The following is a 14,329-nucleotide window of genomic DNA, read 5'->3' on the forward strand; positions in this document are numbered from 1 at the left end:
AATATTTTTATCTTTTTCGTGCTTATTCACGTTTTAGCCACAACCTTTTCGCTCAATATTGCATCGAGGTTTTGAATGAATGTATCCGCCGGCTTCCAGTGATATACTCCACGATCGGACTGTCCATCCATACCGCGAAGATATAAATAACTCGCCCCACCCAAATGCTGCGTCATGTCATAGTCTTTCATCACGGCTTTCAAATAACGATGTAGGGCCACCAAATATAAAGCCGCCTGCAACCAGTAACTAGAATGACTCATACTTTCTCGAATATAGGCATGATTATAATGTGCGGTCTGATCGCCTAAGAAATTACTTTTATAATCGGCAATGTGATAACGCTGACCATCATAATATACCAAGTCAATCGACCCCGTCAGATAGCGTGCCGTAAACACATCATTCAAATCTTGTATCTGTAAATCTGGCTCATTTAGGCTTTCAAATAGCATGCGTATTTTACGTATCGCCAATGCACGATCTGCCATACTTAAATGAAAGTCCATTTCTGAACGATATTCACCATCGTTTAACTGATGCAGGCTAAAACCATCATGCAATGGTGTATGAATAATTTGACTGTACCATTCCCGCATTTCTTCAATCAGTTCAGCTTCATCTTGCTCAGGGTTTGCCGTTTGACCAAACTGTTTCATCAAGTTTTGCAACATTTGCGGCGAATCAAACTCAACATCACTATGAAAACGTGATGCGATGGCTTTGGCCAACTTCTCTTCAGGGGTGCTAAATCGAACTTTTTCCATCAATTTATGCAAGAAACTTCCGGGCTTGGTTCCCTTTGGAAAATGCCGTTTAATCCAGCTAATTTTCTCTGCCGTTTCTGCTTCAATAATTTCAACTTGTTCAACTTCATCGGCAGCACTGTCTTCCTGCTCGGTCATTGCCGCTGCCAGTTGGTCACGTTGTATGTGCGCCTTATGCGCCGTGCGCGTGAGCGCGGTAAAACTGGTGGTTTCTCGTGGATAAAAATGGCTGTTGGGAATTTCTTCCGCCTCTAACACAACAGCTTCAACCTGAGTCTGAGTCAACATCGGTGGTGCTGCACGCAAGACATCGGCATCCACACTATCTGCGTGTTGGAACAGATCTGGTGCGCTTCCACGCCAAAAAGTCAGTCCTGAACGCGCTTCTGCCAATTGTTTCTTTTCGACCTCATGATGACGTAGCACGGCATAAACACGATAACTGGCACGGGTCAACGCCACGTACCACAAGCGATGATGCTCTGCTTCATTGCGCGCATCATTTTGTTGAATATCATCTTCGGGTAAGTCCGAAGACTTCACGGCAATCACACGTTCTAACCCAAGGCTTTTTTGCTGATTGTCTTTAAGGGAAAAATTCAAATTGCCTTTTTCACTTAAGCCCGCATTTGCTCCCAATAAAAACACACAACCAAATTCTAAGCCTTTGGATGCATGAATCGTCATCAGTTGCACCCCCAATTGCCCAGTCAATTTTCGCTCTTGGGTACTTTCATTATTGATGCCTAAATTGATTTGGCGAATAAACCATTGATAGAGCTTATGCGCACCGGTGTAGTGTTCACTTTGCTGACTTAATAATTCTGCGATATGGCGTAAATTCACCACTGTGCGTTCATTATCTCGACTTTGCCCAGCCACCAAACGCGTCCACACCTGAAAGACCGTCATGCAGCTATTCCACGCGCTGCGGAATCCTTGCTCATTCCAAATTTGTCGAATCTGTTCGAGTTTTTCGATGATGTCGCTGAGTCCATCCGCTTGCTGTTCGAGTGCGACCAGTTGTTTCAGATCAAAACCCAATAAACGGCTCAGCAGCGCACGTTTCACCTTGGCTTCTTGATAGGGATTCAAAATCGCGGTCAGCAAAGCGGCTACATCTTGTGCGACGGAACTTTTATAGACACTGTCCCGAGATGCTTTATAACAAGGAACGCCGAGCTGCAATAAACATTGTTGCACTTGCTCTAAGTCGAAATGGTTTTGCCCCAAGACCGCAATATCGTTTGCTGTCAGTGCTCGCTGGGTATTGTTGTCTTGAAAATATAAATGTCCTTGCTGAGCTTGGTTGAGCAATGACTGAATCTGCCAAGCCACTTGCTCAGCTTCATTCAGCGTTTCATCCAAAGCCAACCAACGCAGAGGTTGTGGATTGACTTGATCATGATCCATCAACGGCGGATGCTCACGCTCACCTGCTTGAATCGGGGTGTATTCAACTTGCTCACCAAAGTCCATTTGCCGATGAAACAAGGCATCCACCACTTCAACCAAGTTTTTGACTGAACGATGGTTTTTGTTCAAGGTATAACAACGTCCACCCTTGCTTTGAATATCATGACGCGCTTTACGATAGGTCAGCATGTCACCGCCACGGAATCCATAAATCGCCTGTTTCGGGTCGCCGACCATAATCATACAGCCCTGATGTAAGCGCTCCTTGACCCGCCAAATACTGGACAGCATGTCATCTTGATCTTGGTTGGTGTCTTGAAATTCATCGACTAAAATCAGCGGATATCGTGCTAAAACATGGGCAGCAAAACTATCTTTCCCCGCTGCTGAACTTTGCTGTAAGGCTTCCGATAAGGTCCGAATTTGTTGTGAAAAGGTGGTTTCCCCAGCGTGGGACAACACTTGAGGCAAACGCTTTTTGACTTCCTGCGCCAAATAAAAATTCAGGTATTGTTCTGCTTGATTGATATGTTCATAAGCGCTGAGCACCGCTCGGAGTTGTTGAACAAAAGCATGTTGATAAAACGCTTTTGAGACATCAGGCTGCTCTTCAACGACTTTGTCTTTAAAGACACGTGGCTTAAATTCAGTTTTATTCGGATCATAAAACAATGAGCGAATGGCTTTCATCGTCGGTTGTAACACGTCGGACTGGGTCAAAACCCCTTGGCTACCCGCAGCTTCAAAGTGCTGTAAAAACTCGGGAATGCGTGTGTTAAAGGTGACAAAAAATGCCCCTTTATTAAAACGTCGAGCGTCGACCAGGTTTTTATAATGACTTGCGGCATCAAAACACGCTGCAAGCTCTACACGAGCGGCAGGCAGCATTTGTGCAAGCTGATGACACATCGCTTCAAAATGCGCCAAGGCATTTTCGGGTAATTCAGGGACGCGCAAATCCACCGATGGGAAATTTAGACTTTCCTTTACCACGCCCAGATAGTATTCAGGGCCTTTCAACTGATGATTCAACATTAAATATTCAATCAAATGCGCAGGTTGCTGCTGGATCCAATCTCTTAATAAATCATGAATGATCCGTTCAATATACAGGTCTTCATCATCACTGATTTGCACCTGTTCAATACGACCACTTTCAAAGGCAAATTCACGTAATAACTTTTGACTAAAGCTGTCCAAGGTCCCAACAAACAATTCTTCATATTGTTGTAAGACCACGTTCAGACGATTGTAGGCATAATCTAAGTGATGCCCATGATCTTTCAGCACTTGCTGATACAAAGGGTCACTCAAACTTTGCTGAAGTTCGGCCAACTCACCTTGAGATGCCGCGAGCAGGCCATAAATAAAGTCACGGGTTTCTTCAATCCGCAGCCGAACCCGCGCTTTGAGTTCCGCTGTAGCCTTACGTGTAAAGGTAGTGGCAATGACCTGATTCGGCATATAACGATCGAGAAAAATCCGCACCATCAGACTGGAAAGCGTATAGGTTTTACCAGTACCAGCAGAGGCTTCAATCCAGTGCAGCCCCGTAAAGCTCATGTCTGCAATCGGGTTGGTGGACATTTTCATCGTTTGCTGTGGCATATTCATTTTTTCACCTCAGGCTTGATGACATTAAGTTTTTTTAGGCCGTCATCTGCCTCGGTATCCATCACATGATATAAACGTTCTGCATAATAACGACAGGACAATGCCAGAAGCTCATCTGCCGCTTGTTGCTGTAAAATAAAAGTCCAATCACGATGGTGGCTATTGGCTTCATTCGATTCCAACTCCACTCCACCAAAACTATGATTTTTCAGCCATTCCTCTTGAAGCTTTGCAAAATTATCTGGCATGAGTTGGCCTGTTTCATTTTCCACCCAAGTGCATTTTTCTTGGCGAATTAAGGCAGCAGGCAGCACCACTGGACGTTTTTGTGCATGTTTCCACATCGCCACCCACTCACTGAGCTGCAGCTTGGCTTGTGCAGAGCTTAATCCACAACAGACTATGCTTTTATCATTACAAATCACTTCACGACGATACGCAGCGCCCTCATCCCCTAAGTCTAAATAGCTCAACCACAGTAGATATTCGAGCCACGTTTGCGTCTGACGCTTAGGCTTTGCCCCTGACGCCATACAGCTCAACCAATGCATACTCTGAGGGTCTTCAGGCACGGTGATGCTCAGTATCAAATGCGGTTCAAGCTGTAGGTTTTGTAGGGTGGTCACGGTTACACAACGTCCATCTAAACGCTCTAATAACTGTGCCTGCTCTTGCAAACTGAGCTTCCAAGTCGCTATTTGGCTATGTCCCACAGGCAGTACATCTTGGAACAAGGCCATATCGGGTTCAGCTGAGGTCGTAGAGTTCTGATCCTCTGTTTGATCGACACGAGAGGCAGGCTGCACATAATGCTTTTGCAATAAGTCACGGACATGATATTGCTGTAAACGGTCCAGCAACAAAGGCTCTTGCTGCGGCAATTGGTCACCAGTATAGACACTGGCCACGCCAAGCGTTTTCAAATATGCACGGGCAGGAAACACCACATCTTTAATCCATTCCTGACCATCTAATACCCGTACTTCTTGCTCATCATGCACAGGATAATCACGGTTAATCCACGATTGGCGTTGTCCCGACTGATCTAAAATATGTTCCGCCACAGCAAACCATTGATCTTTATATCGTAAGTTTTTCGACTGCTGAAAACCCATCGGGTCAAAAGGCTGCAAAGGATAAATATGGTATAGCGGCTCGAGCTGCTGTGGAATGCGTAAGCCATCCAAATCCAGCATGGCATCATGGGGTTGGTTCAATTGCTGCGGCTGAATCATCCGTGCGAGGAACTGGCTAAATTCATATATCACAGAGGATGGCTCCCGACTTTCACCATCATTGACATCAAAGCCATTATAGAAAATCCACAAGGACTGTCGGGCAAATAACAAGGCATCTAGAAATGCACCTTTATCATCTTCCAAACGAGAGCGATCACCCAAAACCGGTTTAAACACATCCATCAAATCAAAAGGCACTTGCTGATCACGACGCGGAAATTTGCCGCTATCCATGTTCATTAACACCACCAATGAAAATGGGACTTGGCGGATTTTCCCCATGTCCGCAAAGGTCACTGATCCTGTCGGTTCGATCTGATCGGCAGAGCTATCGATGCCTTGTTGTATTTCTTTGAGCAGCAAAGATAATGGCAAATTAAAGCTGTTTGGGAGCGACTCAACTTTATCACTTTGGGCATTATGCAGACGTTGCGTCATCGCACGCATCACACTGCGAATGGTTTCAAATGCTCGACCACTGGCTTCCACAAAAGGCTTTAAATCTGCATCTAATTGTTGCAACCACACTTTGACAGTCTGTGTGCTGAGATTCGGATTGAGCCAATCTCGACGCGCACTGATATCTCGGTAGATCTGAATTAAAGTTTGAACCAACTCAAAATCACTACTCGACACCCCTGCAAAACTTAAGGTGTCCTCAAATACGGCATGTTGTGGTATCGCAATTCCTAACGCCAAACGGTCTAATGCAAATTTAAAGGTATAACGATAATCTCGGTCTTGCTCGGACAAATAAGCCAACATGTGCTGTTCGTCTAAACCACGACGGAAACCAGCTTGAATCAGCAGTTCCATCATACGTTCCATTTGCACATGGTCGAGCTGATACAGTTCTTGCACCGCATTCAAATTCAGCCAATCATGAAAATCTTCTGCGGTAAAACGACCTTGACTAATTTCAATGCGTCCAACAAAGGCTTGCCATGCATTTTGAATATCTTGACTGACCACCCCTGCAATTTTGACTGGGATATAAGGTAAATCCACAGCACTGCGACCCATGCCTCGAGTCGTCGAAAAGACCGTCCGAATATGCGGTTCCAGTTCTTTTAAGTTTGGCACCAAGACCAAGATATCACTCGGATGGCGTGGCTCTTGTTCCGTGCCATCGGCCAACCAATGCACCAACTGTTCACGTAAAACCTCTAACTGACGCAGGCTAGAATGACAGACATGAAATTGAATCGATTCATCTGCCCCCGCGAGTGCATATTGATGCTGCTCGGGTTCTTCTAAGGTCATGATGTCATATTGAATTTGAGCGAGCAGTGTTGTCGGCTCGGTGTCTGGAAAAATATCTTCCCAGCCTTCGCCACCAGACATATTCACCAATAATGCAAAGTTATCCCGCGCACGCTTGCCTAAACGCGTCAGTAGTGAATGCTGTGATTCACGAAATTCGGCATTGGTCGTACTCAGATAGGCCTGAATTTGCGCTGTGCTGACATTGGGATTTCGCTCAATATAACGCTGTTGTAATTTCAAGTTATAACGATCTTTCCAAACTGGATCGACCATGTCTGCCCAATACTCACGCGATGGGTTGAAATACAACAAATGTACTTCGGTATACGCCGCCAAGCGATATAAAAATTTCAGTTGTGCAGGTGGTAATTCTAAGGTCGTAAAAACAAAAATTTGTTCAGGCAAACCGTTATAGGTTTGATGACGCTCATCATCATCGCGTTCATCATCCTCAGCATCCAAATCAAACTGCTGCTGCCGATTTTGCTCAGCACGCGCCAAGGCAAACCAAAATTTATTGTCTATTTCCTGACGGTCATTAAAGTCTTTTTGGAATACTTGATGCCATAACCAACGCTGCCAATGCTCCAGTTGTCGAGCCTGCGTCGGTAGATATTCATCGGCTTGTTCAGGTTTCAGACCTGTGAGTTGCATGATATTTAAAGGCTGATTGTGACTCCACGCCTTCAACCAATCGGTATCGCAATGTGGACAAATCCAGTGCTCAACACCTTCATCTGGGGTATGAATACAACTGCCACGAAAGGCCATGTAGTTGGTAAAAAGCCGAGTGACTTGAGCAGCGATCCAGTACAACATTTCTTGCCGCTTTTGCTCACGTTTTTTTCGATCTGAGAGCTGTGCTGTGCTGTCAAAAATACGCTGAACTAAGGGCTGAACATCTGTCGGAATCTGTGCTGCATCAAACTGATCAGCTGCAATAAAAACCGCTAAAGCATTATAAATACGCCATTGCATAATCAACGGCGGCATGTTGATACCTTTAATCCGCTCTCGGTCTTGTTTATTCGGCAAGGCCCAATCGTAGGCTTTCCACTGCAACCCTAAAATTTTACGATGATGCTTAATATTGGCACTAATACTGATTTTTTCAGCAATTTGTTTTTCTAACCATGCAGCAATGGCTTGATCGGGCACCACGATATGTCGTTCTTGCAAGACGGACAAAGCATTGGTCGATTGATTCGATTTCAATTTTTCGATTAGACAATCCACCAAAACTTCGATTCGTTGACTTTGAATTACATGTATTGCCATGGATTACCTTTACAGCCTGAGTGACCAACTACTACAAAACAACAATGATTATTTACTATACATCTTGGGCTGTCTATGCGACTTTGACAAGAGAATAGATTGCAAAAAATGCTTTTAAACAAGTATCTTAATGATACTTTATGAGAAAAAAACCAATCCAGTATCAAGGGTATCTGCTTATGAAAATTGATAACATTCCTGATTCCATCGACCCTAACTTAAATCTGGACATTATTCGCGCTGAATGCTTAGAGCTCGTCAAAAAACGTGCTTATTTTTCAGCAGGTGCAGCTATTATTCCTGTGCCATTTTTGGATGTGGTGATTGACGTCGGAATTTTGTCACAGCTCATTCCAGAAATTAATGCGCGTTTTGGTTTAGCGCCAGATCAAATTAGTGTGTATGACCCGAAAACCAAACAGATTCATTGGACGGAACTGCGTAAACGTGGTGTCGAATTTTCAGGCTTAGTGGTTGCACGAACCGCGATGAAAAAATCGCTGAATAACATTGCAGCAAAATATATTACCAAACAAGTGACCAAATTTATTCCACTAGGTGGGCAATTGGTAGCAGCCAGTTTGGGTTATATCGTAATGAAAAAAGTCGCTGAAACCCATGTGGAAGAAAGCTACCAATTAGCGAAACGTATTCAACAGAAATTTCCGAACCAACCTGTCCCAACGCCGAACAATGGTTAACGGAGCGATGTCTAGCAAATCTATAAGATTTAATAATCAAAGTGATCTAAACCATAGATCTAAAGATTAAGTAAATCTGAAAATGAGCTAGTTTTGAAAATGAAAAAAGCCACGAATATCGTGGCTTTTTTCATGCATTTAATCTGCTTTCAATTGCGCCAAGATCGTCTCTAGCACTTGTAAGCGCGCACTGTGCTTGTCATTGGTGGCGATCACATGCCACGGCGCATATTCTGTATCCGTGCGTTGCAACATATCTGCGGCAGCTTTGAGATAATCATCCCAACGGTCACGATTCCGCCAGTCATCTGGAGTAATTTTAAAACGCTTATGCGCGGTTTCTTCTCGGGCTTTAAACCGTGCAGCTTGCTCATCCTTTCCAATGGCTAACCAGAACTTGATGACAACCGTTTGACTGTCATATAAGTCCTTTTCAAAACGGTTGATTTCATCATAGGCTCTCTGCCATTCAACCGTATTGGCAAAGCCTTCAATTCTCTCAACCAAAACGCGACCATACCAACTGCGGTCAAAAATCGTGATCTTTTCTTCAGGGAGAATTTTATTCCAAAAGCGCCATAAGTATGGACGGCGTAGCTCATATTTTTCGGGTGCTGCAATGGTATGAATTTCATATTCGCGTGGGTCCAACTTTTTGACGATGCGTTTAATTGCCCCGCCCTTTCCTGCGGCATCCATTCCTTCAAAGACGATCACCACATTGCGTGAATCAAAACGTAAAGCTTCAGCCACCTTGCGGCTTAATTTTTTTAATTCTTTTTTATAATCAGCCTCATCAGCCACGACAGTGCTGGGTTCCAATAACGCCTGTGGTGTTTTGGCTTGTTTCCAGCGCCCCACCGCCGTGGTTTCATGTGCTGGACAATGTTTTAAAGTGCGTAAAATATGCTGTGCAAATTGTTGATCACGGACTTGCTCATCTTCACAGTCGATGATGACCCAGTCATGACTAAAACGCTGACGTAAACGTTGTAGGTTGTCATATTGTTTTTTATTGCGCCAATCTAAACCATGCAATTTATGCCAACGCGCTTCACTCGGGTCCATTTCATCCAAGCGCTTTTGTAAGGATTTCCAAGATAAATCGAACCAGACCTTAATCACATCGACATGATTATTTTTTAGGTCTTGTTCATAGGCTCGCATGTTCTCGACATATTCATCAAATAAGGTTTCATCCAAAGGCTTCGACACATGCATGGCGGTACTGAGCAAATCACTGTACCAGTTTCCAAACATCACCATGATTTGCCCTTCGGCAGGAATAAACCGTGCATAAGACTGCCAAAACGTTTGTTTTTGATTAAACATGATCGGGGCATCCGCTTTCACCCTTAAGTAGCGTGGATCGACCCATTCGCGGAGCTGTTTGACAGCCTCTCCCTTACCCGCAAGCTCGATTCCACTCACTAAAATCAACATGCTTTTGGCATTGGGCTGACGGCTGGTATTTTTCAGTTGATACTGCGCTTCAATCAGCTCAACCGAGAGTTGTTCTTCATCCATCAATTGAAATTCTGTTTCTTTTAAGCTCATGGCGGACCCTTGGTTTTATTCTGTTTTGAGTATAACCATGCCGTTCATCACACAACAATGCTTTCATGTATGTGCTGAAATGCAAAATATGACCGTTTCTGCAACAAACTGACTCAGATTGACCTGTAATTTCGTCACTTTGTCATAGCCCTAAGCTCCAACACCCACTAAGATTCAAACATCTAAAAAATAATTGAGACACTCAATGTCCAAACTTGCGGTATTAGATGATTTACTTGAACTGTATTACCAGTTGAATTACCACAAAAAGCCAGAAATTTTACAGCGTTTACAAGATGTCCAACAGTGGCAAAAACAGCGCATGCAACGTACGCATGCTGTGCAATTTGCTGAAAAACACAATGTACTGATGTCTGAATATTTTATTAACCGTTTATATGGCGGTCCTGATTTTGATGCATTAGCTGCACAAATTGCACGTCTCACCCGCTATGCGCATAAAGCAGAAAAACTAATTCCAGACAATGCCATTAAGACCGGCACTTCGGGCGTACAACTTGCGATATTGGCCGTACAGCTTGACGAACAAGTGGCCATTCAATTACTGGAAGATTATCCAAATAATCCAACCCTGACCGATGAAATGATGCGCCAGACCTATCTCAAGCTCGATCAGGGCAAAGACCGCATGTTGCAACTGCAACTGTTAGACGATTTAGGTCGTAATTTAGATAAATATATGCGCTCGTTTATGGTCTATACCGCCTTTAAAATGTGTAAGGGCGCAGCAAACAAATACAACTTCGAAGTGATGTACGACTTTATGCAAGATGGCTTCTTGGCGATGAAACCGCTCAAGTCAGCAGAAAAATTTGTCCGCGAATTTACCGCTGTAGAACGCCAAATCGTTGACCGTGTACATGCCGGTGACCCGAACCCGTTTCAGCCTGCGGCTTAACAAAACTCACATCCCACAAAGCCCATGTTTGATATAAAACAAACTGGGCTTGCAAGACTGAATTCAGATTTTTTATAGGGGATTTGCAAAGCAATTACAGCAGACCCTTATTTTTTCTGTATATTATTCACAACAAATGCAAATGACTGCTGTATAACAACAGAGAATCTGTCATCATGCTTGCAAAGCAACATTAACCCTATTTATAAGTTAGGAGTGACTCTAATGTCTAACGAGAATCAAACGCCTGCCCCTACACCTGAGTCGGCACAAAATACAGACAAAGTGAGTCCATTCTTAACTGAGCCTTTACCACAAGGGACAGCGCAAGGTCAGCAACAATCTTTAGAACAACGTCTGACCGACACACCTGTGACAGGTTCAGTACCCAAATATAATCTGCCACGTGGCGCGAATACTGGTAACGTTGGGGCAACCACGCACTTTGGTTATCAAACCGTGAGCAGCGAAGATAAAGCACAAAAAGTAGCGGAAGTTTTCCACTCAGTGGCTGCAAAATACGACATCATGAATGACTTAATGTCATTTGGTATTCACCGTCTATGGAAACGTTTTGCCATTAACATGTCTGGTGTACGTCGCGGTCAGCACGTCCTAGATATTGCAGGCGGTACTGGTGACCTTGCCAAAGTATTTAGCCGTGAAGTTGGCCCGACAGGTCATGTGGTGCTTTCAGACATTAATGAATCGATGCTCAATGTCGGTCGTGACCGCCTCATTGATGCTGGTTGTACCAATGTCGATTTCGTTTTGGCCAATGCTGAAACTTTAGAACCTTTTGCAGACAACAGTTTTGACCTATTGACCATTTCATTTGGTCTACGCAACGTGACTGACAAAGATGCTGCACTAGCTGCCATGTACCGCGTACTTAAGCCAGGTGGTCGTTTACTGATTTTAGAATTCTCTAAACCGGTATTTGAACCTTTCTCAAAACTGTATGACTTATACTCATTCACTGCATTACCGATCATGGGTAAAATCGTAGCGAATGACTCTGAAAGCTATAAATACCTTGCAGAATCAATTCGTATGCACCCAGACCAACGTACTCTTAAAGGTATGATGGAAAATGCGGGCTTCCAAAACTGTGATTACCACAACTTAACGGGTGGTATCGTGGCTGTACACCGTGGTTTCAAACTTTAATACTGCAGGCTGAACTATGTGGTCGATTCTCGCACTTGGTGCAGTTGAACGCTTAATTCATCATGTCATTGATTTGGATGCGATTACCCGCATCCAACTGAATGAATTGCAAGGCAAAATGCTTCGTGTGGTGATCGACTCACCACAGTTGTCGGTGGATGTGTTTTTTGACGATCAGAAAGTTCGCTTAGAACCGACGCCAACAGGACATACTGAAACTGCATCCATCTTTGAGCAACGCCCTTTCGAACAGCAGTCAAGCATAACTGAAGCAACCGCGACCTTACATGTCAAAACAGTAGTCGAGCTCCTCAAACTGCTGTTGGCTGAAGATGTCGGCAATATTCCATTGCAAGGTGATTATCACTTATTGCAGGATATCCAGCGCATTATGCAGCAAGCTGAGCCTGATTTAGCTTCGCATCTAAGCCCTTGGATTGGTCCAAGCCTTGCGCATGAAATTGGTAAGTTACAACTTGCACCCAAACATCTCAAACGTACTTTACAAAGCCATTTGTTCTTTGCTGAAGACGCGTTAAAAGAAGATTCAGGCTTGCTTGCCCCACGCTGGCAAATGGATGATCTGAATCAAGACACCCGAATTTTGAATCAAAATCTGGACCGTGCAGAAGCAAAAATTCAGCAGCTGCACAGCCAAATTGACTCATTACAAGACAACACTTAAGACTAGGTAATTGCATATATGATTCCGCACGTTTCACGTTTACTCGACCTTTGGCGCATTGCTGCGCACTATAGACTCGACACGTTGTTTCCTGCGGAAGAATTACCGGAAAAAGCCCGTCATATTCTTTCCCTCATTCGTATACATCCTGCAGCACGTTTAAGCAAAGAACGTAAAAATCCACTGAAGCTAAAACAAGCTTTAGAAGATATGGGACCTTTGGCCATTAAACTCGGTCAATTACTGTCTACCCGTCGTGACTTGATTCCACCTGAAGTTTTACAGCAATTGGTGCTTTTACAAGACCGTGTAAAACCTTTTTCAAATGACGTTGCCAAAATGCGCATTCAGGAATCACTAAAAGCGGATGTGAATACCTTATTTGCACGCTTTGACGAGCAGCCTTTAGCCGCAGCATCTATCGCACAAGTGCATACTGCTGCACTGCATGATGGTCGCGAAGTCGTAGTGAAAGTGACTCGCCCGAATATTCGCAATCAAATTCTGCATGATTTTGAAATATTAGAGTGGCTTGGTCAGTTCCTTGAAAAACGCCTAGAAGCCGCTCGTGCCCTGCATCTGTCTGAAATTATTCAAGACTACCGTCAAATTATTCTCAATGAATTGGATTTGACTTTAGAAGCGGATAACACGCGTCGTATGCGTCATTACTTCACCGGTTCAAGCATGATGTACGTGCCTGAAGTCTATATGGACAGCCGTGATGTCATGGTCGAAGAGCGTATTACGGGTGTACCAATTTCAGATATTGCGACCTTTGATCGCTTGGGCATGGATCGTAAAGATTTAGCCGAAAAAGGGCTCACCATTTTCTTTACCCAAGTGTTCCGCGACAACTTCTTCCATGCCGATATGCATCCGGGGAATGTCTTCGTCGAAACCATTAATCCAAGCAATCCACGCTTTATTGCCTTGGACTGCGCGATTATGGGTGAGCTTTCAAAGCACGACCAAATGACCGTAGCACGCATGCTGCTTGCGGTTATGAACAGCGACTTTATGCAACTGATTCAAATCGTGCATCAAGCGGGTTGGATTCCACCGGGTACAGATCAAGATGCCTTAGCACGTGAAATGCGTCGTACCGTTGGCCCAATGGTCTCTAAACCAATGCATGAATTGGACTTCGCCGGCATCCTGATTCAAGTGATGGATATTGCGCGTCGTTTCCATTTAGAGATTCCGCCACAATTGATGTTGCTGCTCAAGACCTTGGTCCATGTTGAAGGTTTAGGAACTGATCTCTATCCTGAATTGGATATTTGGAGTTTGGCAAAACCAATCCTCACCGATTGGATTAAAGCGCAAATGAATCCGCAGAAAAACTTAAAAGAACTCGGGCAAAAAATTCCAGACTTACTTTTAGGTGCGCAAGATTTACCAACGCTGATGATCGACAGCCTGAATGGTTTAAAAAATCAGTCGGCTTGGCATGCCAAACAACTGAATGAACTGCAAAGCATGCGCCTGCAAATGGAACATCAGCAAAAACGTAGTTGGGTTTTTGGCAGTATTATGGCCATCTTCCTCTCCATCGCGATAATTGCGCCATGGTATGTTTCCATCGTATTAATTGCACTTTCAAGCTTACTTGCCATTTGGCGTGTGTTTAAATAATCTGTGTTTAAATGATCTTGATGTATCCATAGCTCCTTTAAGCCTTTTGACAATAAAAGGCTTAAAGCCATAAAAACAAA

At 44.0% G+C, this 14,329-nt stretch carries 8 protein-coding genes; 5 read left to right on the plus strand and 3 right to left on the minus strand.

The window, feature by feature from the left end:
- Positions 1-26: 26 nt before the first annotated feature.
- Together FTU37_RS03405 and FTU37_RS03410 are read right to left on the minus strand one after the other, a co-directional pair.
- Complete coding sequence (locus FTU37_RS03405) at positions 27-3,797, minus strand: UvrD-helicase domain-containing protein (RefSeq protein ID WP_168377970.1); 3,771 nt, start codon at positions 3,795-3,797, stop codon at positions 27-29.
- The gene (locus FTU37_RS03410; RefSeq protein WP_168377971.1) at positions 3,794-7,579 is read right to left on the minus strand and encodes an exodeoxyribonuclease V subunit gamma; all 3,786 of its coding nucleotides are present in this window, start codon (positions 7,577-7,579) and stop codon (positions 3,794-3,796) included. The genes FTU37_RS03405 and FTU37_RS03410 overlap by 4 nt, the downstream gene beginning before the upstream one ends.
- 179 nt (positions 7,580-7,758) lie before the next feature.
- Here FTU37_RS03410 and FTU37_RS03415 point away from each other — a divergent pair, with 179 nt between their 5' ends.
- On the plus strand, positions 7,759-8,280 hold the full coding sequence (locus FTU37_RS03415; protein ID WP_180024754.1) for a hypothetical protein: 522 nt from the start codon (positions 7,759-7,761) through the stop codon (positions 8,278-8,280).
- A 138-nt stretch (positions 8,281-8,418) separates the two neighbouring features.
- Here FTU37_RS03415 and FTU37_RS03420 read toward each other — a convergent pair whose 3' ends face one another.
- Positions 8,419-9,837: a phosphate--AMP phosphotransferase gene (locus FTU37_RS03420; RefSeq protein WP_180123781.1), complete on the minus strand. Its 1,419-nt coding sequence runs from the start codon at positions 9,835-9,837 to the stop codon at positions 8,419-8,421.
- 205 nt (positions 9,838-10,042) lie between these two features.
- Here FTU37_RS03420 and FTU37_RS03425 point away from each other — a divergent pair, with 205 nt between their 5' ends.
- The 4 genes from FTU37_RS03425 to FTU37_RS03440 all read left to right on the plus strand — a co-directional run bounded on the left by FTU37_RS03425 (position 10,043) and on the right by FTU37_RS03440 (position 14,249).
- Complete coding sequence (locus tag FTU37_RS03425) at positions 10,043-10,756, plus strand: hypothetical protein (RefSeq protein ID WP_180026789.1); 714 nt, start codon at positions 10,043-10,045, stop codon at positions 10,754-10,756.
- A 225-nt stretch (positions 10,757-10,981) separates the two neighbouring features.
- Entirely contained in the window at positions 10,982-11,926 is a 945-nt protein-coding gene (ubiE, locus tag FTU37_RS03430; protein ID WP_078189802.1) for a bifunctional demethylmenaquinone methyltransferase/2-methoxy-6-polyprenyl-1,4-benzoquinol methylase UbiE, read from the plus strand.
- Positions 11,927-11,942: 16 nt separating this feature from the next.
- Positions 11,943-12,611: an SCP2 domain-containing protein gene (locus tag FTU37_RS03435; RefSeq protein WP_180066180.1), complete on the plus strand. Its 669-nt coding sequence runs from the start codon at positions 11,943-11,945 to the stop codon at positions 12,609-12,611.
- Between the two features lie 18 nt (positions 12,612-12,629).
- On the plus strand, positions 12,630-14,249 hold the full coding sequence (locus FTU37_RS03440; RefSeq protein ID WP_180123782.1) for an AarF/ABC1/UbiB kinase family protein: 1,620 nt from the start codon (positions 12,630-12,632) through the stop codon (positions 14,247-14,249).
- The last annotated feature ends 80 nt before the right edge of the window (positions 14,250-14,329 follow it).

This window comes from Acinetobacter sp. YH12097 (assembly GCF_013419225.1).
GTDB lineage: Bacteria > Pseudomonadota > Gammaproteobacteria > Pseudomonadales > Moraxellaceae > Acinetobacter > Acinetobacter amyesii.

Coding starts and splice junctions, on each gene's coding strand:
- FTU37_RS03435 (WP_180066180.1), top strand. CDS start 11,943: ATGTGGTCGATTCTCGCACTTGGTGCAGTTGAACGCTTAATTCATCAT.
- FTU37_RS03440 (WP_180123782.1), top strand. CDS start 12,630: ATGATTCCGCACGTTTCACGTTTACTCGACCTTTGGCGCATTGCTGCG.
- FTU37_RS03415 (WP_180024754.1), top strand. CDS start 7,759: ATGAAAATTGATAACATTCCTGATTCCATCGACCCTAACTTAAATCTG.
- FTU37_RS03425 (WP_180026789.1), top strand. CDS start 10,043: ATGTCCAAACTTGCGGTATTAGATGATTTACTTGAACTGTATTACCAG.
- FTU37_RS03420 (WP_180123781.1), bottom strand. CDS start 9,837: ATGAGCTTAAAAGAAACAGAATTTCAATTGATGGATGAAGAACAACTC.
- FTU37_RS03405 (WP_168377970.1), bottom strand. CDS start 3,797: ATGAATATGCCACAGCAAACGATGAAAATGTCCACCAACCCGATTGCA.
- ubiE (WP_078189802.1), top strand. CDS start 10,982: ATGTCTAACGAGAATCAAACGCCTGCCCCTACACCTGAGTCGGCACAA.
- FTU37_RS03410 (WP_168377971.1), bottom strand. CDS start 7,579: ATGGCAATACATGTAATTCAAAGTCAACGAATCGAAGTTTTGGTGGAT.